This window comes from Paenisporosarcina sp. P4_B8 (assembly GCF_056402175.1).
Genome location: NZ_JBFUHX010000028.1, coordinates 1 through 20,533, shown reverse-complemented (window position 1 = coordinate 20,533; position 20,533 = coordinate 1). Strand labels below are relative to the sequence as shown.

The 20,533-nt window shown below is 36.3% G+C and carries 14 protein-coding genes and 2 pseudogenes; 13 read left to right on the top strand and 3 right to left on the bottom strand.

The genetic code is table 11. The features are described from left to right. The coding region (locus AC1DSK_RS16565; protein ID WP_477598382.1) for a S8 family serine peptidase at positions 1-4,093 on the top strand (4,093 nt) is incomplete at its 5' end. A gap of 309 nt (positions 4,094-4,402) precedes the next feature. After that, positions 4,403-4,783, top strand: coding sequence for a hypothetical protein (locus tag AC1DSK_RS16560; RefSeq protein WP_477548101.1), 381 nt, complete (start codon positions 4,403-4,405; stop codon positions 4,781-4,783). Here AC1DSK_RS16560 and AC1DSK_RS16555 read toward each other — a convergent pair. After that, a pseudogene (locus AC1DSK_RS16555) lies at positions 4,743-4,895 on the bottom strand (DUF4304 domain-containing protein); the annotation flags it as partial. The gene AC1DSK_RS16560 and the pseudogene AC1DSK_RS16555 overlap by 41 nt on opposite strands. 86 nt (positions 4,896-4,981) lie before the next feature. Next, positions 4,982-5,050: pseudogene (locus tag AC1DSK_RS16550) on the bottom strand (VOC family protein); the annotation flags it as partial. Positions 5,051-5,764: 714 nt separating this feature from the next. Between AC1DSK_RS16550 and AC1DSK_RS16545 the strand changes: the two are divergent. The 6 genes from AC1DSK_RS16545 (at position 5,765) to AC1DSK_RS16520 (ending at position 13,638) form a co-directional block, all read left to right on the top strand. Then, positions 5,765-9,904: a S8 family serine peptidase gene (locus AC1DSK_RS16545; protein WP_477548102.1), complete on the top strand. Its 4,140-nt coding sequence runs from the start codon at positions 5,765-5,767 to the stop codon at positions 9,902-9,904. A gap of 384 nt (positions 9,905-10,288) precedes the next feature. Beyond that, entirely contained in the window at positions 10,289-10,426 is a 138-nt protein-coding gene (locus tag AC1DSK_RS16540; RefSeq protein WP_016428654.1) for a hypothetical protein, read from the top strand. A gap of 820 nt (positions 10,427-11,246) precedes the next feature. Beyond that, a complete protein-coding gene (locus tag AC1DSK_RS16535) occupies positions 11,247-11,531 on the top strand; it encodes a DUF3784 domain-containing protein (protein WP_477548103.1) in 285 nt (94 codons plus the stop codon). A gap of 139 nt (positions 11,532-11,670) precedes the next feature. Next, complete coding sequence (locus AC1DSK_RS16530; protein ID WP_477548104.1) at positions 11,671-11,874, top strand: hypothetical protein; 204 nt, start codon at positions 11,671-11,673, stop codon at positions 11,872-11,874. A 556-nt stretch (positions 11,875-12,430) separates the two neighbouring features. Beyond that, entirely contained in the window at positions 12,431-12,721 is a 291-nt protein-coding gene (locus tag AC1DSK_RS16525) for a GNAT family N-acetyltransferase (protein ID WP_477548112.1), read from the top strand. Positions 12,722-12,858: 137 nt separating this feature from the next. Beyond that, positions 12,859-13,638, top strand: a complete 780-nt coding sequence (locus AC1DSK_RS16520; RefSeq protein WP_477548105.1) for a DUF7683 domain-containing protein — start codon at positions 12,859-12,861, stop codon at positions 13,636-13,638. Between the two features lie 341 nt (positions 13,639-13,979). On the opposite strand, the gene yeiL is transcribed toward AC1DSK_RS16520, so the two are convergent. After that, entirely contained in the window at positions 13,980-14,651 is a 672-nt protein-coding gene (gene yeiL, locus AC1DSK_RS16515; RefSeq protein WP_477548106.1) for a transcriptional regulator YeiL, read from the bottom strand. 77 nt (positions 14,652-14,728) lie between these two features. On the opposite strand from yeiL, the gene AC1DSK_RS16510 reads away from it, so the two are divergent. From AC1DSK_RS16510 to AC1DSK_RS16490, 5 genes are all read left to right on the top strand, one after another. Beyond that, positions 14,729-15,430, top strand: coding sequence for a YjjG family noncanonical pyrimidine nucleotidase (locus AC1DSK_RS16510; RefSeq protein WP_477536301.1), 702 nt, complete (start codon positions 14,729-14,731; stop codon positions 15,428-15,430). Continuing rightward, a complete protein-coding gene (locus AC1DSK_RS16505; protein ID WP_477532605.1) occupies positions 15,427-16,056 on the top strand; it encodes a YczE/YyaS/YitT family protein in 630 nt (209 codons plus the stop codon). Before AC1DSK_RS16510 ends, AC1DSK_RS16505 begins: the two co-directional genes overlap by 4 nt. A 625-nt stretch (positions 16,057-16,681) precedes the next feature. Then, complete coding sequence (locus AC1DSK_RS16500; protein WP_477598380.1) at positions 16,682-17,176, top strand: GNAT family N-acetyltransferase; 495 nt, start codon at positions 16,682-16,684, stop codon at positions 17,174-17,176. A gap of 808 nt (positions 17,177-17,984) precedes the next feature. Continuing rightward, the gene (locus AC1DSK_RS16495; protein ID WP_477548108.1) at positions 17,985-19,175 is read left to right on the top strand and encodes a Ger(x)C family spore germination protein; all 1,191 of its coding nucleotides are present in this window, start codon (positions 17,985-17,987) and stop codon (positions 19,173-19,175) included. Between the two features lie 709 nt (positions 19,176-19,884). Beyond that, a complete protein-coding gene (locus AC1DSK_RS16490) occupies positions 19,885-20,274 on the top strand; it encodes a hypothetical protein (protein WP_477548109.1) in 390 nt (129 codons plus the stop codon). The last annotated feature ends 259 nt before the right edge of the window (positions 20,275-20,533 follow it).

The window sequence follows — 20,533 nt, the reverse complement described above, 5'->3', positions numbered from 1 at the left end:
CAACAAAAGTAAGGTCTTAAAAAGCTTAGCTGTATTTGCTCTATCATCTAGTTTTATTTTAGGTTCTATTGTACAAGTACCAACTACTGCGAAAGCAGTTAGTTATTCGAATACTGAAAATTTACTTGCTAATTTAACACCAGAACAAAGAGCAGCATTGCAAAACCTAGATTCCACTGAATTAAAGACAGGATTGCGATTATCTGATGATGTAGACTTAACTAGTGAAGAAGAAGTAACGGTTATTGTTGAATTCAAAGAACTTCCAGCAAAAGTAGCTCAAATAGTAGAAGCTTCCAAAGGGGAATCCATTTCGTTAGAAAAAGCGAAAGAAAAGGTAGAAAAGTCCCATGCTGAATTTAAAAAGAATTTACAAGAAAAAATAGGAAAAGAAGAGAGATCTAATAAGGATAATTTTAATATTAAATATACTTATCAGAATGCATTTAACGGAGTGACAATGTCGCTTCCTGCAAATCAAATTAATAAATTAATGGAAATGGATACGGTTAAAGCTGTTTTTAGCGATAAAAAAGTACAAATTGACCCGCCGCCTCCAATAAAGGAAGAAGAACAAACAAAGGTTGATAGTATCCCATTTTTAAATATTGATAAATTGCATGAAGAAGGCTATACAGGTAAAGGTATAAAGATTGGTGTTATTGATACGGGTATTGATCATAATCATCCTGATTTAAAAGACGTATACAAGGGTGGATTTGATTTTGTAGATAATGACAACGATCCAATGGAAGCGACATATGCCCAATGGAAAGCTTCTGGGAAAGCAGAAATAGTGAATGGAAAACCGTACTACACTAGTCACGGTACACATGTGTCAGGAACTATTGCTGGTCAAGCTAAAAACGATTCTGATTATAAAGTAACTGGAGTTGCTCCTGATTCTGATTTATATGTTTACCGAGTATTGGGACCATATGGTTCAGGACAGACTTCTGCGGTTATTGCTGGGATTGAACGTTCTGTTGCTGATGGGATGGATGTTATAAACCTTTCACTAGGTTCAAACCAAAACAATCCATTAGAAGTAGCAAGCTTAGCGATTGATAATGCCGTATTAAGTGGTGTTACAGCTGTAGTAGCAGCAGGGAATGCTGGAGATGGTATGTTCACATTAGGTTCACCTGGTGCAGCCGCACTTGCCTTAACTGTAGGTGCAAGTTCTGCAAGTACTAAGGTGACAACTTTTGCGAGTAAAATCAAATCAAATGCTATAACCACTGATAGTACATTGCAATTAATGACCAAAACATGGACGGATGATTTCTCAAGCCTATCTGGTCAAACATTCGATATTGTTAATGTAGGAGAAGGCGGATTAACCGATTATGCAGGAAAAGACGTTAAAGGTAAAATTGCATTCGTCGTACGTGGAACTTATGCTCTCATTGATAAAATGAAAGCCGCCGCGTTAAACGGGGCAGCAGGCGTCATCATATACAACAATGTTGCTACAGAAGGACAAATTCCTTTTTATCTGGGAGAAAGCAAAGAAAATATTCCAACATTCTCTATGACAAATAGTGATGGTTTGGCTATCAATGCTTTATTCACGAGTGGTACACCGAGTATTACATTAGGAGCTCTTGGAGAGAGTGAAATTCCTGGTGATGAATTAGCTAGCTTTAGCTCTAGAGGACCATCTGGAACATTATATGATATTAAACCAGAAGTAACAGCACCAGGTGTATCGGTCTTATCAACGGTACCGTCTTATATTAACGATAAAACTAATTTTAGTTATTCCACTGCATACACAAGAATGTCGGGTACATCCATGGCAACTCCGCATGTTGCCGGGATTGCAGCTTTGCTGTTACAAGCACATCCTGAATATACACCTGCAGATGTGAAAACGGTTCTAATGAATACAGCCGAACCTTTAAAGGGGCAATATAGTGTGTTTGAAGTAGGGGCAGGAAGGGTAGACCCTTATGATGCAATCAATTCTACTACAGAACTGGCTGTTCAAGATGAAACGCCATATATTATAAATAATGTAAAAGAAATGATCAATGAACAAACTGGTGGTCTTAGTTACGGTTTTGTTCCAATCGCTACAGAAGACATCACAAAAACAACGAATCTATTAATCACGAATTATAGTGACAAAATGGAGAAGTATGACATTTCGGTTGAGTACAATGATGGGGTTCGTGGTTCCATGGATGCGAAGGAAAACGGCGTGTCGCTAGTGTTGCCTGAGGATGTTAAAATTAAAAAGAATAGCCAGGAAAGTATTCCTGTCTCACTGTTAATTCCAACAACTGCAAAAAAAGGCACGTACGAAGGATATATTCATTTTGTGGATGAAAAAGATCCGACTCATCATTATCAAATTCCATTTGGTTTCCGTCTAGTGGAAGAAGGTTTCGAATATTTCAAAGTCTTCTCACCAAATATTGCTACAAATCGTCAACAGAGTCCTTACAGTATAAAGAATACGGATTTAGATTTTAGATTAAATTCACCAATGAAAACATTAGATTTTATTCTAGTTGATTCAAAGACAAATAAAGATATGGGTTTAATTAGAACAGTTGATGCTTCTGGTGCAGGAATTGATCTGGATTTATATATTCAAAGTGCATTTACTGGAAGGTATTTTCCATTTACAGGGAATACAAAAAAACCAATAGCAAGTGCCTCCATATTAGCAACAGATGGGTTATATAAAATAAAGGTCATTGGAACCAATCTTGAAGGAAAGCAATATACAAAGACCGATCAAGTGTACATTGATAATAATGTCCCAACATTTACTTTAGATGATACAAATGCTTTGCCTAAAGGAGATCTTCCATTCGTTGAATTGGCACCTGGTCAAAAAACAGTTACATTGTCTGGAAGTGTGTACAATAGTGACGCAGTCATAATGGAAGATAATGGCATCGATGTAAATCAAACCGATAATAATGTTTGGTACGGACCTAACTCTCCAGCGTGGGGCATTCCTACCGATGTAAATGGCAAGTTTACTAAAGAAATTTCAGTTGATCCTGGTTTTAATTCAGTAAATAAGCTCCAATTTGTAGGTGCGGATAAGGCTGGGAACACAGCAATCGCGAAAGTCATATATTATATGAAATCGGGGACACAATATATTTACGCTAAACCAAATAAAGAGTCGTTTACTATGGGGGATCAATTAACCTATACCTTCTATGCTCATGGTTTGCAAAATGCAAAAGATTTAACTATCAAGTTCGATTACACATCAAGATATTTTAATTCCTTAGTAATTAATAAAAGTCTTTCTTTGCCTATTTATACACTGTTTACAGCTACCTCAACTGGGACTGGAAGCAAAATGAATACGATTAATATAAAAGCACCTGGAGATGGGTTAACTGGTGATTTGCCATTATTTGATGTTCAAGTAGATACGAACGCAAATGAATATGTAAATGTAAATAATACATTCTTTTTTGTCAATTCATCTACTTATCAAGATCTAAGTGGTAAAACGGTAAACCCATATTTCGAAATCGGTTTATTACCAAGCTATTCAGCCTATTCAACAGCTACAGCGAAAATCAATGCTCAAGGGTTATTAAATGCAAACGGCGGCTTTAATTTTGCAATTGACTACACAACCATTGGTGCACAAGCTAAACTGGAAGACTCCAACGGTCAATTGTACAATGGGGAAATTCAAAAATCTGGAGACATTGTTTTTAAAAACCTGCCAATTTCTGAACAAGTATATACGGTCATCATTGATGTCCCTGGTCATTTTACTACTTACACGCCATTAGAAGTTGGTCGAAAAGACGGGGATAAGTATATTGGCGAGAATATTGGCTACTCAACAGTAAGAGAATATGCAGGGGATATTAATAAAGATCATGTGATCGATATTCATGACGTGATTTTGCTTCAACAAAATTGGGGAACGAACAACCGTGATTGTGATCTAAACTTTGATAAAACGGTTGATGCAAAGGATTTCAAGCTACTTGAGGCTAATTATTTAAAAGAAAACAATTATATAGTAGATACCCCTACCGCTGTAAAAGAGTTCAATGGAAAAACAATGGAGTCTATTAAGCAAGCACTAGGGATCAATTAATCATTACAAGCTAATATTGATAAAGGGTAGTGCTCATTTAGAGTGCTGCCCTTTTTATTTATTTCAATCCAGCAGATACAGGTGAACATGAATCAAGTACTAAATCATTTATTTTCTATTTACTAAAACATTTTTTAAGGGGATTACCAACAATGACCTACGAAATAGAAATAGAATTTCATCCTCTATACGAATTGGTTTCGAGTATGGCTGTTTTTACTAATCCCAAACCTTATTATGATTTAGATAAAAAATGGTTCCAAATTCTGGAGTCAAAAGTAGCTTTTTGCGTCCGTTGGCCGAGAATCAATGGGATACCGCGTTCTCTTTACAGGGAGTGTAGAATCCTGTCAGTATCTCTTTGATCAGAGTATGGCCCGCTTCTCACCGAGTATCAGTGGAATAGAATGGGTACATCAAACAGAGCTTAGTCAAATTGAATTAATTAAACGAGCAGAAAAAGCGGGTTATCAACGAGGATCTCTCTACGGTTTATATGAACATGATGGCATTGGTCTAGTATTGCTACCCAATGGAGACATCAACATACAAATACGAAACCGCTTCATTCAAGCCAAGCAGTTGTATAAGCTAACGGCTCGTATTGAAGAAGTGGCAGCCCCTTTCTTACCGAAACCATACGATTTATTTAACATGGATGGCGTACAGGAAGGAGTGTTGTGTATATAGGGTTTGCCTTTTCATTTAAGTCTTTAATTATGTATCCCAGATTAAAATAATAACTTGATGAGTAGCTTGATTTTTGTAACCCAAGTACAACCATTATTTCTTTACTTTCTAAATAATAATAGCTACCTCATTTTTGCATTCCGTTAGAAATAACTATTTCATCTACAATTTTTTTAAACTCAGCAGTCTCCATTAGGATTCTGGCTTTGAGGCCCTTGCTAATAAGATCGAAGTGCCAGTTGAACCAGGTGGTGCAACGACTACCCATCACTTACTGAAATTTTGTTTGACACATGCAATGATAAAAGTATTGATACATAAAGTACTTCACCCTAAATCCTCCTAACACTAATTGATTTTTAGAATTTCCCTTAATTGTAATCTACATTCAGAGTAAAGCAGCATTCATAGACAGTTAATTCTATTAATCACGAATGGTGTTTTTGATACAAATGTCCTAATTAAACTTCTATTCCTCGAAACGAGTCCCTAGTACTATCTATCGGTTTGATTCTATTAAATTCGTAATAATTGATAGAATGGTTTTAATTTTCAGTCTTTTCCCCCAAGATTAAAATGTATTGCATTCATAACTTGATAATTTATTACAAAATTTCACCCATTCACCTTTGAAAATATGCTATTTTCCTCAGGTTTTCGTGCTTTATTGACACGTACTTAAAATATTTTTTAGTTGAATGGGTCAATGGAATTGCATGGAATTCCCCCAATTCCCCTGTTCTAAGGAGTAGGTATAATACGAATTGAAATAATTTTCAGACAGAAGGGAAGGGGATGTGATTTAGAAGAAATAATATTCTCGGGCAAGATGGCTCTAATGCCAAATTGAAAAATGTAGGAGGAATTTTGTTGAAATCAAAATTGTTAAAGAGCACTTTCTCAGTTCTATCGCTTTTTACGCTTAAGCTACAATAATTTCGTTACGATCTTTACAAATTCTTAGCAAGAAAGAGGGAGCCTATGAAAGAGAGAAAATATCGTTGGTATAGCAAAACATCGAAAACTTCAACTGCCATTGCTTTATCATTGGGTTTACTTTTATCCTCCGTCCAGTTTGGGGTCGGACCTGTTTCGGGTGCAACTGGTAAATCAGCAGAACAAATCTTAGCATCGCTCACCCCAGAACAACAAGCGGCCTTAAACCAACTCGAGATGACAGAAAACTATGGCTTGCAGGGATTTTCAGATGAAGAACTGAAATCAGACAAAGACATTTCTGTAATCGTACAATTTAAGTCCAAGCCAGGAAAAGTAGCTGTATTAGAGGCCGCTCTGAAAGGCAAAAAAGTAACCAAAAAAGAAGCCAACGAACAGGTAGAACAAGAACATTCCACATTCCAAAGTGAACTGGAAAAAATCTTACCTGCTGCCACTTCTTCTTCGGAAGTCAAAAGTGCAGAACCTTCTTATAAAATCACCCGTTCCTACAAAACTTCTTATAAYGGGGTGGCTCTTACCCTTCCTGCGAGCCAAGTAGAGACGTTGATGAAATCGGAAGTGGTCCAATCCGTACACAAAAATATCACCTTTACGGTAGAGCCCCCTTCCATCGCACAGGAAGAATCTAATAACGCTTCGACGCAAGCGGCTAGTGTTCCCCTTGAAGGAGTAGACAAGCTTCATGCGGAAGGAATCACAGGGAAAGGCATAAAAGTAGGGGTCATCGATTCAGGGGTCGACTACAATCATCCTGATCTAATAGATGCCTTCAAAGGTGGCTATGACTTTGTCGATAATGACAACGATCCGATGGAAACCACCTACGCAGATTGGAAAAAGTCAGGTAACGCGGAATTCGATAGCGGAATCTCCTACTACACGGAGCATGGGACTCACGTATCTGGAATCATCGTCGGTCAAGCTAAAAACGATAGTGAAGTCTCTGTCAAAGGAGTCGCTCCAGATGCTGACCTCTATGTGTACCGTGTCCTTGGACCATATGGTAGCGGTACTTCGGAAGCCGTAATGGCGGGGATCGACCGAGCTGTTGCCGATGGCATGGATGTCATTAACATTTCCTTGGGAGCAGGAATTAACGATCCATACTCTCCAACGAGTACAGCCGTGAACTATGCGGTATTAAGTGCTGTCACTGCCGTGGTGGCTGCGGGTAACTCAGGACTTAACTCTTACACTCTCGGCTCTCCTGGAACTGCTGCACTCGCTCTCACCGTTGGAGCCAGTGATGTATCCATTTCTCATTCGTCCATGAAAGGGGCGATCGGAACACTCAGTGGGCTGGAACTGCTTAACATGGCAAAATCCTTCACTGATAACCTATCTACTCTAGAAGGGGAAAGTTTAGAACTAGTAAACGTAGGTCTTGGTGGTAACGCGAATTACACGGGCAAAGATGTGAATGGCAAAATCGCTTTCGTTGCTCGGGGAACATATGCATTTGCAGATAAAGTGAAATTTGCGAAACAACATGGCGCGGCGGCTGTCTTAATGTATAACAACGAACCTGGCCATATTCCTGCTTACTTGGGAGAAAATCAAAACTTTATTCCTACTTTCTCTCTTACTCAAGAGGATGGACTCAAGGTGAAGGAGCAACTAACTGCAGGAAATAAATCCTTCACATTTAGTAATTTAACTGTAACCAAAACACAAGGGGACACCCTAGCTGACTTCAGTTCTCGTGGACCAGCCAAAAGAACCTATGACATCAAGCCAGAAGTCACCGCTCCTGGAGTCAGTGTGTTGTCTTCTGTACCCGCTTACATCGGGAACCATGACGCACCAACCGATTACAAATATGCGTATGCTCGTCTCTCAGGTACTTCCATGGCAACGCCAAATGCGGCTGGTGTAGCAGCACTCTTATTACAAGTCAATCCAACGTTACAGCCTGAAGATGTAAAAACAATCATGATGAACACCGCTGATCCACTGAATGGTTCCTACAGTGTATTTGAAGTGGGAGCAGGACGCGTGGATCCTTATCAAGCCGTCCATACGGGGATGAAGATTCAAGTACAGGATACGACCCTAGTTCCTAACGCTGATGTAATCACTACTATCAAAGAAAAAACAGGTGGCATTGCGTTTGGCACTCATTATGCAGGTGAAGATCTTAGCGTTACCAAAAAGTTGAAATTTCAAAACCTAACTGATAAAGTAAAGAATTTCAATTTGAACGTTCAGTTCCAAGCGGTGAAAGGTAGCCTGGATGCCGTAGCCAACCAGGTACAAGTGAAATTCCACCCAACCTTAACAGTGGATCCAGCTTCTACCGAAAGTCTTCATGTTACCATCGAAGTACCTAAAGCTGCTGCTGAAGGAATTTACGAAGGTTACCTCTTAGTGACCAACCAAGAGGATCAAACCGAGCAATATCGGATTCCATTTAGTGTTCGTACAGCGGAAGACAACTTCAAAACACTGGATATCGGTGGTAGTAATATATTTTCCCCAGCCTACTATCGCTATGATCACTATGGCGAATTTAATAGACAATCTTTGGTATCTGCGCAAATGAACTTGAAAACACCAATGAAAACCATGGACATGATCTTAGTAGACCGGAAATCTGGGCAAGAGCTTGGTTTCGTTGGACGACACAATCTGGTTGGAAAAAACGTCGATACAAGCTATTTCCTAGTTATGTTTAATGGAAACTACTATCCGTTTACAGCCGATGGAATTTCTACAGAAAAAGCACAAGCAAAACCGGGGCAATACCAACTGAAAACGATTACGACTACAGAGGCTGACAAAGTTCTTACCAAATCCTTCGATCTATTAGTAGATATTGATCTACCTACTTTTACAAGCTCATTGGATCAAGAGTCTCCGATCCTTGAGTACAAACCAGGTCAAACTACTTATCCATTTGAAGTGCAAATCTATGACAAAGAAATTGAAGCGGCAAAACAAGCAGGGATGGCAGTCGACCAATCCAAAAACCGGCTCTTGTCGTACTTCAACAGTCCAGTACCTAGCTCTGTCCGTATGGACACAGCGGGAAAATGGAAAGAAGAAATACCGATGGATGAAAAAACTCCGGTCCTAAGCTTTAAGATGGATGGATTTGATGGAGGTGGGAACATAGGTGGAAGGAAAGCCTACTACTTTGTTAAAGAAGGTACTCCATTTGCTTATGGAACCAGTAAACAAAAATCGATCGCATTAGGGGAAACGATTACCACTACCCTCACACTGGACAATGTACAAAAATTAAAGTCGGCCACTTGGAATTTGTTAGACTCTGACTTTTATGGTCCTAAATTTGGCACTCAACTAGAAGTTGTTGAGGCAAAACCCAATGCAGCATTAAGTGAGTTTGGTGAAGGAACAGTAACCGTTACCTATACGAATGGAAAACCATCGATCAAACTAGATGTAGCGTCTACGAAAGAAGTTTCTGGCAAAATCCCTGCTGTAGACGTAACTATAAAGGTGAAAGATACTGCTTACACTACAAGAGCAGGATTTAATGCAAAGGTTTCTTATGTGAATGAAGCGGGCACATCAACCAATCCCTTCTTTGCACCATTTTCTTGGAACGTCACCCCTACGTTCTCTGAAGCATTTGGCTACCTTACAGCAGAAGGTTTTAGAAAGTATGCATCTGGTCAAGTTATCATCTGGGATAAAAAAGATTGGGTTCAAGCTGGGGCTAAAGTAATCTTTTCCGATGCTAGGGGTAAAGTCTACGATGCAACTATAAATAGCAGAATCCAACCAGAGTTCCTTGTGACTAAGCTTCCGTTAACCGATCAACTATTTACCAAAGAAGTACACCTACCCGGGCACTTTATTACGATACAAAAAAATCAAAAAGTTGGCTTCTTACGCAACGGTGTGTGGTATGGGCAATATATGTACATTGACAACAAAGAAGCAGTAGCAGGTGATGTAAACCAAGACCAAGTAATCGACATTTACGATGCACTGGCGATTCAAGAAGCTTGGGGCACAAATAAACGCGAAGCAGATATTAACTTTGATGGTATTGTTAATGCAACAGACATCGGATTTGTCAAAACCAACTACTTAAAAGTAAATCCAGATGTAGAAAACACGCCAAAACCTGCAGATAAAGTGAAGAGTAAAAGATTAGATGATATTTTAAGAGAACTTGGAGTTACACCTTAATTCAATTTGCTTTGGGAGTCCTGATCAGATCAGGACTCTTTTTTTTATCATTTTAGCTCTTATTTGGACTGATAGCATGGTCCACAATAAATTCTGCCAAAGGCTTCAAACGTTTCATTAGACTCTAAACGTTGACCGAAATCTGAACAACTCTCCCTATACACATTTGGGTTTTTCAAGTAAGCACTAACCATTATCTTTCTACTTTGAAGTAACAGCCTTTTGTTGTTCTTCACGACTCCGTTTTATTTCATGTTGGGATGCCACCGACATTACAATTGACATATTATGTCGAATTTAGAAGTTATTTTAATGCTTTATTCCCTACTATTACCATTTTTGTAATGTTATAATAGATTAAATATTCAGAAAGGAGGAGTTAATATGAAAAAGAAAATTCTATCTGCTTTCTTGCTGTCTGTTATTCTTATGGGATCAACTTCAGCACTAGGTGCAACACCTTTTGATACAAGCGATAAGTTTCCGCCAAGATGTGGTTTTAAAGCGTGTCCCGATATTTAATAATTTATCATAAGAACATTATTCTTTGTCTTGAAGTACCCATTCTTTAAGACAAAGAATATTCGTATCTTGGTGTGCGTATCGTTGAACTCGTACTGTTCATTTGCGTTTAGTATAATCGTAAATTTTCACATAGCATTTTCTTTGTATTTCTACTGACTTTCGTTCTTTCCAAGTCTTGAATCTCATAGAACCATATGTTACTGAACATATTCGCACTCCTATATTTCGTTTTTTGTTGTCAACAATGTGGTTATATACTTAGTGAACTTTGATTTAATACTATAATGGGATATGAAGAGGTGCAAAAAACCATCTTATTTGAATACTCGAACAAGTTGCCCTTCGGTTACAGGCATTTCAAGTGTCAAAACGGCTTTGTAAGTACCAGTCTTAGATTTAAAGGAAAGCGTATTTGTTTTCTTTTTGGTCAATAGCATCGCTAACAGTTTAGGTGTCACATTTTTGAAGTATTGAGTTTTCCAAATATAAAAGTGCAGCCGCTTGCAGAAGAACAGAAATACCGTTTTTCAGACTATCGTATTGGCTCTCCACAACCTGGACAGTTTCCTAACGATTCCTCAAAATCTATTGCCCCCACCTTTAAGGTTTTGGCCTCCTCTACAATAGCGGTTGCATACCGTTCCACTTTGGACACTATACAAAGCTCTAAAACATGAGAAAGAACATTTATCCAAAGAATTAAGGAATTCAACTAAACAGTAATTTAATTAAAAAATGAAACATTTCTGAAATCTAATCGTAATAATGTAATAGGTAGCAAGGAGGGTTTATTATTTTTGGAACAATTATAATCATCGTGTTATTCGTGATGTTAGGAATTATTCTATCAAATGGTAAAGGCTCATTTTTAATTGCTGGATTTAACACGTTGCCACAAGAAGAAAAAGAAAAGTATGATACGGTTGCATTATGTAAGTTTATGGGGAAAATGATGTTCGCTTTACCATTCAGTATGGTATTTTGGGTACTTAGTGAAGCATATGAAAACAATTGGTTATTTGTTTTTGGTCTCATTTTATTTATCGGTATAGTTGTGTTTACGCTTATATACGCTAATACAGGAAATCGATTTAAAAAGTAAATATTTATCAGTTAATACTTGAATAGTTAATTTGAAAATTTAAACATTTGTGAAGGATTGTACTTCAACTAACGGGTGCGTTTGTTCAGTAAGAGCAACCGCTATTGTGCTAACAACCAGGATTGTGGGGAATAAAACTTTGGAAGAAAAAAAACAATCGAAACTAGAAAAATGGAGAACGAAATATGGTTCATTGGCTGTTGCTTTGGGATGTTTATATTCTTTGATAGTTACTTGGAGAGAAGGTTGGTTTTTTACAGCAATAATGATTTTAGGGGTCTGCATATGTGGTACTTTTGCAATTTTTGATTTAAAAAATAGTACATACAATCGGATTGGTTAAAAAGGTACAAGGCTTTATTTCAAGAAGGAGGCCACGAAACCAATGTAGTAATAGGCAATATGCCGGGTGAATAGACTTGAAATGATCTTCAACTAACGGGTGCTTTAGTTGAAGATTCGATTTCCTAAATAATCAAACATTTTTATAAAAGTGAATAGCAATAAACCGGTGAAACCTCGTATTTTGATCAAACTTTGTTCAAAAATACGAGGTTTATTTTTCACCTGAAAATTGAGGATTCTCGCTAAATTTGTAGCTTTGAAATAAAGTTTGAGCATTTATAAAAAAGTTTGATTAAAATTATCTCACCTGTAGATTAGAAATAAAGTCGTACCATTTATAAAAAAGATGTACCGTTTTGAAAAAAGTCGAACCTTTTATAAGAAAGTTTAACCGGAATTATCATATTCTCGTTTTATTGCAAAAAAATGCAATTTTAGTATAGTAAGATTTATGGTAAATGATATGTCGAAATTAAGGAGAGATTATGGAAGCGAAATTACGGAAACTCATCATTGCAGGCACCATTTTATATACAATTTTAATTTTATATTTTATGTTCTTTGCTTTTAACGGAGTAATTATTGCTTGTGGTGCAATCATAATTTATGACTTTCCACCTTCATACACAAATAAAACTGGAAAAAAAGGATATATCACAAATATGTTTACCGAAGAAGATTATCGTGGTCAAGGAATTGCGTCAGGTTTACTAAAGAATCTGGTTGACGAAGCGAAGGAATTGGGCGTATCCAAACTGTGGCTTGGGGCTTCAAAATTAGGCAGACCAGTATATAAGAAGTTTGGTTTTAAAGAAACTGATGAATGGCTGGAATTAAATTTATAGTATTTTGTGAAGGATTATACTTAAACTAACGGGTGCTTTAGTTAAAAATCGTGGAGTTGCTTTGGCAGCTCTTTTTTCTTATTGAACTAACGGGGCAGGTTAGTTGAATAAGGGGATACTAAAATAAGGGGGATACAATGTCAAATCAAATAAATTATCAGTGGAGAATCACAAAATACAATCCTGATTTTAGAGATGAGGATGGAACCTTCACATTAGAAAAAGAATGGACTTGTCCCTCTGAAATTGGAAAAACAATATATGGAAAAGAATTCACTTTAGGTGAGTATCTCCGTGTTGAGGCAGCATATGTAAATACCGTAATGACAATTTTAAGTGAATGCGAACTAAATACATTGAGAGTTTTACAATTAACAGAAATTTATGTTTCACCAGAAGATAGAACTTCCGTATTGTACGAAAGAGAATTTGATGAATTGGATTTACAGGAAGATAAAATAGTGAATACAAATGAAATTCGTACAATTTGTACAATGGTATTAAGAAATTTTCTAGGTTGTCAGTTGTATTCGAAAGACAAATTATTTGTACATTTTGGTTGGGATTATTATATGTATATTGGTTCAAGCGTAAACTGCCCATCATCAATCAAATTTGCAAAAGATAACGGACTTTTCGTGGAGGAAACTATGTCACCGTACTATTTCTCTGAAGAAGAAACAACTAGGATAGTCCAATGGAATGAAAAAAATGATGAGATTAAATTAATTGTAGGAGAGGAAGAACTTACTGGAATTCCTTTAAAGGAATTTCGTAAAATATTTAATTTATCAGAAGACCATCCGGTAATAGGTTCATTTGATATTACAACTAAACAAGCTATATCTATTCAAAAATTTATGAAAAATAAGATGGACTTCTCAAAATTTGAATATGAATTTTGGGGCGGTTACTAAATAAACTTCAGAAAATGCAATCGATCTTTTTAAGTTAAATTCAACCTTTGTCTCCCTAATACACATGAACGACATCTACTCGTTCATGGCCAACTTCTTTTGTGACGATTGCTGCAGCTTTCAACTTGGAATAGTCTTTTTCTATTTATTGCCTTACTCGATCTTGGACGTAATTGTAGCGCCCAAACTTTCAAACGCAAAAAAGGCCTCGACCCGAATTATAATCACAGTAAAACAAGCACTGTGCCTCAATAGGTCCAAAGACCTCCATTTGTCATAACCGCCAGTTTCCCGCACGGGTTCGGCACTTGTTTATATTTCAATTTATCAAATCAACATAATTAATCCTTTTTTAAACTCATTCTTTCTAACTTTTCTTCATCAATGATAATGTATTTCCTTCCTTTTTTTTTTAATAATCCATCTTCGTGGAATTGGTTAAGTGTGTATAATAAATGTCGATAGCTTACCCCCATGTATTCTGCTGTTTCGGTATGTTTCTCTTGAAAGCAACCATCGTTTTCTATTTGAAGAATATATTTCGCTAATCGATTTTTGAATTCATAATCCTGCATATCTGTGTAATGATCCGTTCTTTTAAGTAATTTATTACCTAAATATTTTGATAAATTACAGAGAAAAAGATTGTCATTTAACAGATGCTCTTTCGATGAAGCCAATGGAACCGCTAAGCAAGTGCAGTCGTTTATAGCCACAACATCTTTTAAATTCTTTTCCACCTCAATCAACGATAATTCACCAATAAAATCATCTTTCTTTAGAAACTGAATCAGCGCACGTTTTCCATTTTCGTGTACTATATATATTTTTGCCCGCCCATCCAATAATAAAAATAAGTACTGAATATCTTCATCAAAGCGCACTATATATTCATTAGAAGAAAACTTACAAATAAAAGCCTGATGTAACACAGCTTTCGGAAAAGTTTCTTGAATATCATTATATATATCTACAAAATTTTCAGCGTAATCCTCCAAATTGATTTTTTCCACTTTATCACCTCAATATGAGATATCTCCTATTATCATATTCTTATTTTCGATATATTACTACCCAGAGGTGAATAGGAATGAACAAATACAAACATATTATTTTTGACTTAGATGACACAATACTTGATTTTCAAGATTCAGAAGAAAAGGCTTTAATACAAATTATTACACGATACGAGTTGCCTTATAACAAACAAATCATTGCAAGTTATAAGCGCATTAATGAGAGATTATGGCATGAGTTAGAGAAAGGCTTGATTACTCGTGAACAAGTGCTGACAACGCGTTTTTCACTTTTTTTGAAGGAATTTCATATAGATGAAAACGGAGCAAAAGTTGAAGCTTTGTACCGTGAGCATTTAAACCAAGGACATAAGACCGTTATCCATGCACATGAATTATTAAATGCTTTAAGTAAGCAAGATTATAAATTATATATTGGAACAAACGGTGTAGGAAAGACTCAAAGAAAAAGATTAAGAGATGCCATGCTAGAAGGATATTTTGAACAACTTTTTATCTCCGAAGAAATGGGTTATGAAAAACCGAATCCCCATTTTTTTTACTATATTTTTGATGCCCTGAATATAAGCCGAAAAGAAGAATTATTAATGATAGGTGATCGTTTAACATCGGATATTCAAGGAGCTATCAATGTCGGAATTGATTGTGTATGGTTTAACCCTAAGCGAAACATGCCTAAATCAGGTTCACCTAAGAGCACATATACGATACCAAATTTAATGCAAATAATGGACTTATTAGAGGAACAATCATGAAAAAAGTAATTCAATCGATTCTACTCTATATAGTAAGCGCTATTGGTATAAGTATTACATTAAAGGCGGGTATTGGAGTAAGTGGTTTTAATGCGATGAATTTATCCATCTCTGAATGGACTTCCATAAAAGTTGGCACAATTACATTCATTGCAAATCTCATTTTTCTAATCGTTTATATTTGCCTAAGCGAAAAAAAGGATTTTAGAAAATTTACTTTGATGTTCATTTCCATCTTGTTCTTTGGAATGGTTATTAATTTTTTCCTCTATACTATTTTCGGTACGATTCATATAGAGAATTATTTAGTAAGAGTCGGACTATTTATTTTCGGTGTGATACTAGCCGGTGGAACAACAGGCATTATTTTATCATTAGATATTATTCCTTTTCCAATTGAAAGTTTATGTTTACGAATAGCCGAATTAACAAAACTCACTTTCTCTCAATACAGATATAGTGTCGATTTATTCTCAATTCTTCTTTCAATAACAATATCACTACTATACAATTTACAATTCAATATTCGAGAAGGAACGATTATCAGCTTCTTCTTTTTATCCGGCATTATTTCTTATACACGTTTGAAATTTGAAAACTATCAGCTGAAACCAAAAACTCAATAAAAAGCAAGACTAAAAACTTTAGGGTTCAAGGTGAAGTTTTAATAATGAAATCTGCTTTTTCGTTGTTCAACTCCCACGAAAATAAAAGAACTCTTATTATTGATAATATCGACCCGTTTTGCACACATTTTTATCCTCTGTGGTGTAGCGCTGATTTTGCACTACATGTATGGCTAACGGGTGCTTTACTTGAGGATCATTGAGCTGATAAAACGGCTCTTTTTCTTATTAAACTAAAGGTGCAGTTTAGTTGAACAATGATAAACAACTACAAAGGAGTGAAAATATGGAGATCTTGGAATTTATCTTTTTCTACATGGGATGGCTTTTCATGCCTATCTGGTGCATTATATTTTGTTTGAATTTGGTTTCGATATTGAAAAAGGTAAAACACGAAGAAAAAACTACGGCCAATACAGTTTGGCTTATCATATCGTTTACTATTATTATGTGGAGCATTGCATGGCTAGCAGTAGGCTTTAATTAAACGGGTGCTTTACTTCAAGTCTGGGGGTGAAATTTTTTCTTGAACTAACGGGGCAGGTTAGCTCAATAAGAATAGTGGTCGTAATAATCTAAAAGTCGAAAAGAATGTATAACCAAATACAACACAAGGAGAGGTAATTTGAAAAAAATAAGAGAAGCAACAAAAGAAGATATGATAGATATTTATATGATGGGCTTTGATGTTTGGGGAGATGATATGTCAGTCGAAGAATATATAACAATGTGTCAGGATTCAAGTAAGTATAAGAAGGGGAAATGGTACGTTCTTGAAGCAACAGATACAAAGGAATTATTAAGTTCTCTCATCGTATATAAACTTAACCCTTCAGAAGACTTAATCGTAAAAGGGATAGGATCAATCGCGACACCTGCAAATTCAAGAAAAAATGGATATGCTTTTTTATTAGTCAAAGAAACAATGAACAAATTAGAACAGGAAGAAAACTGTAACAACTTTTTCCTGTATAGTGATATTGGGACAGACTTTTATAATAGATTAGGCTTTATTGTTCTGCCTAATGAAAGTCAAAAATATAAAGACAGTATTTGTATGTACTACTCAAAAGAAAATGATATCGACTCTATATCATTTGATATCCCCAATTACTTTTAAGGGACATCACCATCTTGTGTGGGATATCGTTGATAACAGTATTGACGAGTAAATTGCAGGATTTATTATCAAATTTATTATGTACACTTATTCAACTAACGGGTGCTTTAGTTGAATAAGAAAAAAGAAAAAAGCTAACGTCTGAGAAACGACGTTAGCTTTCAGTATTTACAGGTATGCTCCGCATGTACCGTTTTAACGCAAATAACCCACCATTCTTGTGACGCCAAAACCCTTGATATATAAAGGGTTTAGGCGTTTATTGTTTAGATGTAAAGGTTAAGATAAGAAGGATTAACGCTTTTTTTTTGAACTTATCGAACTAACGGGGGCAGGTTAGTTGAAGACGGAGATCAAAAACTCATATGGAATGCTCCCGAAAGGGTTGGGGGCTAACTTCCTAGTCGAGGTGTTATGTCAACCAAGTTTGTATAACCTATACAACCAGGTTTAGCAATTGAATCGAGGTTTGAGGATAAGATGATTCTCCCGATGAGAATCCAACACTGGGTTGCGGGTTAGGATTTTCCTTAGCACTTAAAAGAAGTTTCACTTTGTCGTTAACTTATTACCCTTTTTCCAATCGGTAAATTTGGGTTGATTAATAGAAATTGGTTCCTGCATTTTTTGCTTCGCTACAAGGTGATAATAAAGATAGAAGCTAGCATGTCTTATGACATTAGTAATTTTCGATTAATGGGTTAAAAATTGTTAATAATTGTAATAATTATTCCTTTATTAGGGGAGAACTTAAAAATAAAACTAATCTTGAAGTGCTTTTTAAGGGGAGTATGAAAGGGAGTAAACGATGACAAAGTGCATGTTTGTATTCCTGATTCTCTGCCTATTTCTCACGGGGTGTTGGGACCGGAGGGAATTAAATGAGCTTGGCATTACATTAGCATTAGGAATCGATAAAGTAGAAGATGAATACCAAGTAACTGCTCAAGTGGTTGTACCTTCTGAAATATCCGCGAAATCAAGTACTGGGCGTTCACCGGTAACCCTATTTCAGGCGAACGGGGAAACGGTATATGAAGCTCTTCGAAAAATGACAAAGAACTCGCCTCGAAAAATATATCCTGGACATCTTCGAATGCTTGTGATCGGTGAGGATTTAGCTAAAGAAGGTATAGGCGAATCCTTAGAGTTACTGTCAAGAGATTGGGAACTTCGATCTGATTTTTATGTTGTTATTGCTAAGGACAAGACCGCGGCTGAGATACTAAATGTCACAACAACTCTTGAAGCCATCCCGGCCAATACAATATTTAATACACTCAAAACGTCAGAAGGTGCCTGGGCCGCAACGAACGGCATTCTATTAGACGAGTTGATAGCCACCCTTACAATTGAGGGAAAGGAAGCCGTATTAACAGGGATTCTAGTAACAGGGGACCAAGAAATGGGATCAAGCAAACAGAATGTGGAATCGATTACTCCTTCTGCGAGAATTCAATATGATGAATTAGCGGTGTTTAAAAAAGATAAACTGGTGGGCTGGTTAACTGAACGAGAAAGCAAAGGGTATAATGGCATCGTCAACGAAGTGCAAAATACTGTAACTCCTATATCTTGTCCTGAAGGGGGGAAAGCCACTATAGAGGTTATTCATTTGGATTCTAAAATGAAAGGCAAAATAAACAAAGGAAAGCCCGAAGTGGATGTCAATATTAAAGTAAAAGGAAATATAGGGGAAGTAGAATGTCAAATTAATCTTAGTGAACAAAAATCAATTGCTGAGCTAGAGAAAATCACGGAAAAAAGAGTGGAAGAGACCATTAATATGACCATTGAAAGTGTACAAAAACAATATAAATCAGACATATTTGGATTTGGTGAAGCCATTCATCGATCTAATCCGAAAGAATGGAAAAAGATTAAAGAGCAGTGGAGGGATGAAGGATTTTCTGAGTTGAAAGCGAATGTTAAAGTTGACGTGAAACTTCAGCATACGGGTACAGTAATTAATTCCTACCTAGAAGATGTAAAGGATTAAATAATCATGTTGAAAAGTATAGGAATACTCAGATTTTCATATTGAGTAATGAAGTTGAATACTTCCCAATTGTGGTGTTATGTCAACCAAGCGTGCATACGTTATACAATCCAGTTGAGTAACTGAATCGATGTTTGCGGACGGATCGTCCGTGACGGTCAAAGGCTAAATCATTAGCTATCACGTTTTAGTCGTAGATTTTTGAACCATAAAGAGAATAAAAGACATTCATCAATGAACGATGAATGTCTTTTATTATTCTCTTGTAAACCCGGGAAGAGACTATATAATCTCAACCCTTATTAAATTTTAGTACAACCACATCAAAGATACGGTTTATGGATTTTATTGTTACAAATCCAATTGGAATCAATACAAATAAATACACAGCAGAATACATCATACTTTTAAAATCACTTGTTGCAGATAACTTTGTAAACGCTAAAGCGATTACAAAAGCAATCATAAAAAGTCTGAGAAGAACCTATAGTCCCCTTCCAGTTTTTAACATGCTTTTATAATACCATAAGTAACTACATGACAAACAATTCCAGATGATAATTAACCGAAATTACTCAAGCCAGCTTTATCTCTTTAGAAATAATTGAAATTCCTTATTCAACTAACGGGTGCTTTACTTCAAGAAGGAGTAAACCCTTCTTTTTCAACTAACAAAGCTACATAATATCTGATTTAAGGTGGGGTTCCTTTGAAAGAAACAAGCAATAGACACATATGGATAGAAGCTGAAGAATGGTCTGAAGGTGAATGGAATGTTGAGGATGACAATCTGGATGTAATAGTAACCTTTTCAGACCGTTCCAAATGGATTGCAACATTTTTTACATACAATAACATTCAGACTCTAAGAGAGAAGAATGCAAAGACAGGCGAATGTATGAATGGAACATACTTTCAAGCAAGCGATATGGTTCTAATTGATATTGTAAGCAGAGAACGAATTGTTGAAGTCATTAATTACCTTAATGATAGCGGAGAGTTTGAGTCAGTTTTTACTAAGTATCCAGATGTAGATGTTGAAGAGGACCATTTGTATCCAGAGTGTTTCTTTAAAATGAGTAATAAAGAAACATCCTAATTCAACTAACGGGTACTTTACCTCAAGAAGGGGTAAAGGCTTTTTTCTTATTGAACTAAAGGGGCAGCATTCCTGTTTGAAGGATGTTCGAGGTCTTGAAAGAAAAAGAGCCCTCTAGTATGATGCATGAGTGTCAACGACCATTGACCCATCATCAAACAAGGAGGACTTCTCTATGCAGTTTAAATGCAATGTAAAAATTAATCAAGTGACTGAAAATACACTTGTTGTCGGAATAGATATTGCCAAGCGTGTTCAT

Bases quoted from the DNA above. Each gene is read 5' to 3' on its own strand.
- AC1DSK_RS16560 (WP_477548101.1), top strand. From the start codon at position 4,403: ATGGGATACCGCGTTCTCTTTACAGGGAGTGTAGAATCCTGTCAGTAT.
- AC1DSK_RS16540 (WP_016428654.1), top strand. From the start codon at position 10,289: ATGAAAAAGAAAATTCTATCTGCTTTCTTGCTGTCTGTTATTCTTATG.
- AC1DSK_RS16525 (WP_477548112.1), top strand. From the start codon at position 12,431: ATGTTCTTTGCTTTTAACGGAGTAATTATTGCTTGTGGTGCAATCATA.
- AC1DSK_RS16520 (WP_477548105.1), top strand. From the start codon at position 12,859: ATGTCAAATCAAATAAATTATCAGTGGAGAATCACAAAATACAATCCT.
- AC1DSK_RS16510 (WP_477536301.1), top strand. From the start codon at position 14,729: ATGAACAAATACAAACATATTATTTTTGACTTAGATGACACAATACTT.
- AC1DSK_RS16505 (WP_477532605.1), top strand. From the start codon at position 15,427: ATGAAAAAAGTAATTCAATCGATTCTACTCTATATAGTAAGCGCTATT.
- AC1DSK_RS16495 (WP_477548108.1), top strand. From the start codon at position 17,985: ATGACAAAGTGCATGTTTGTATTCCTGATTCTCTGCCTATTTCTCACG.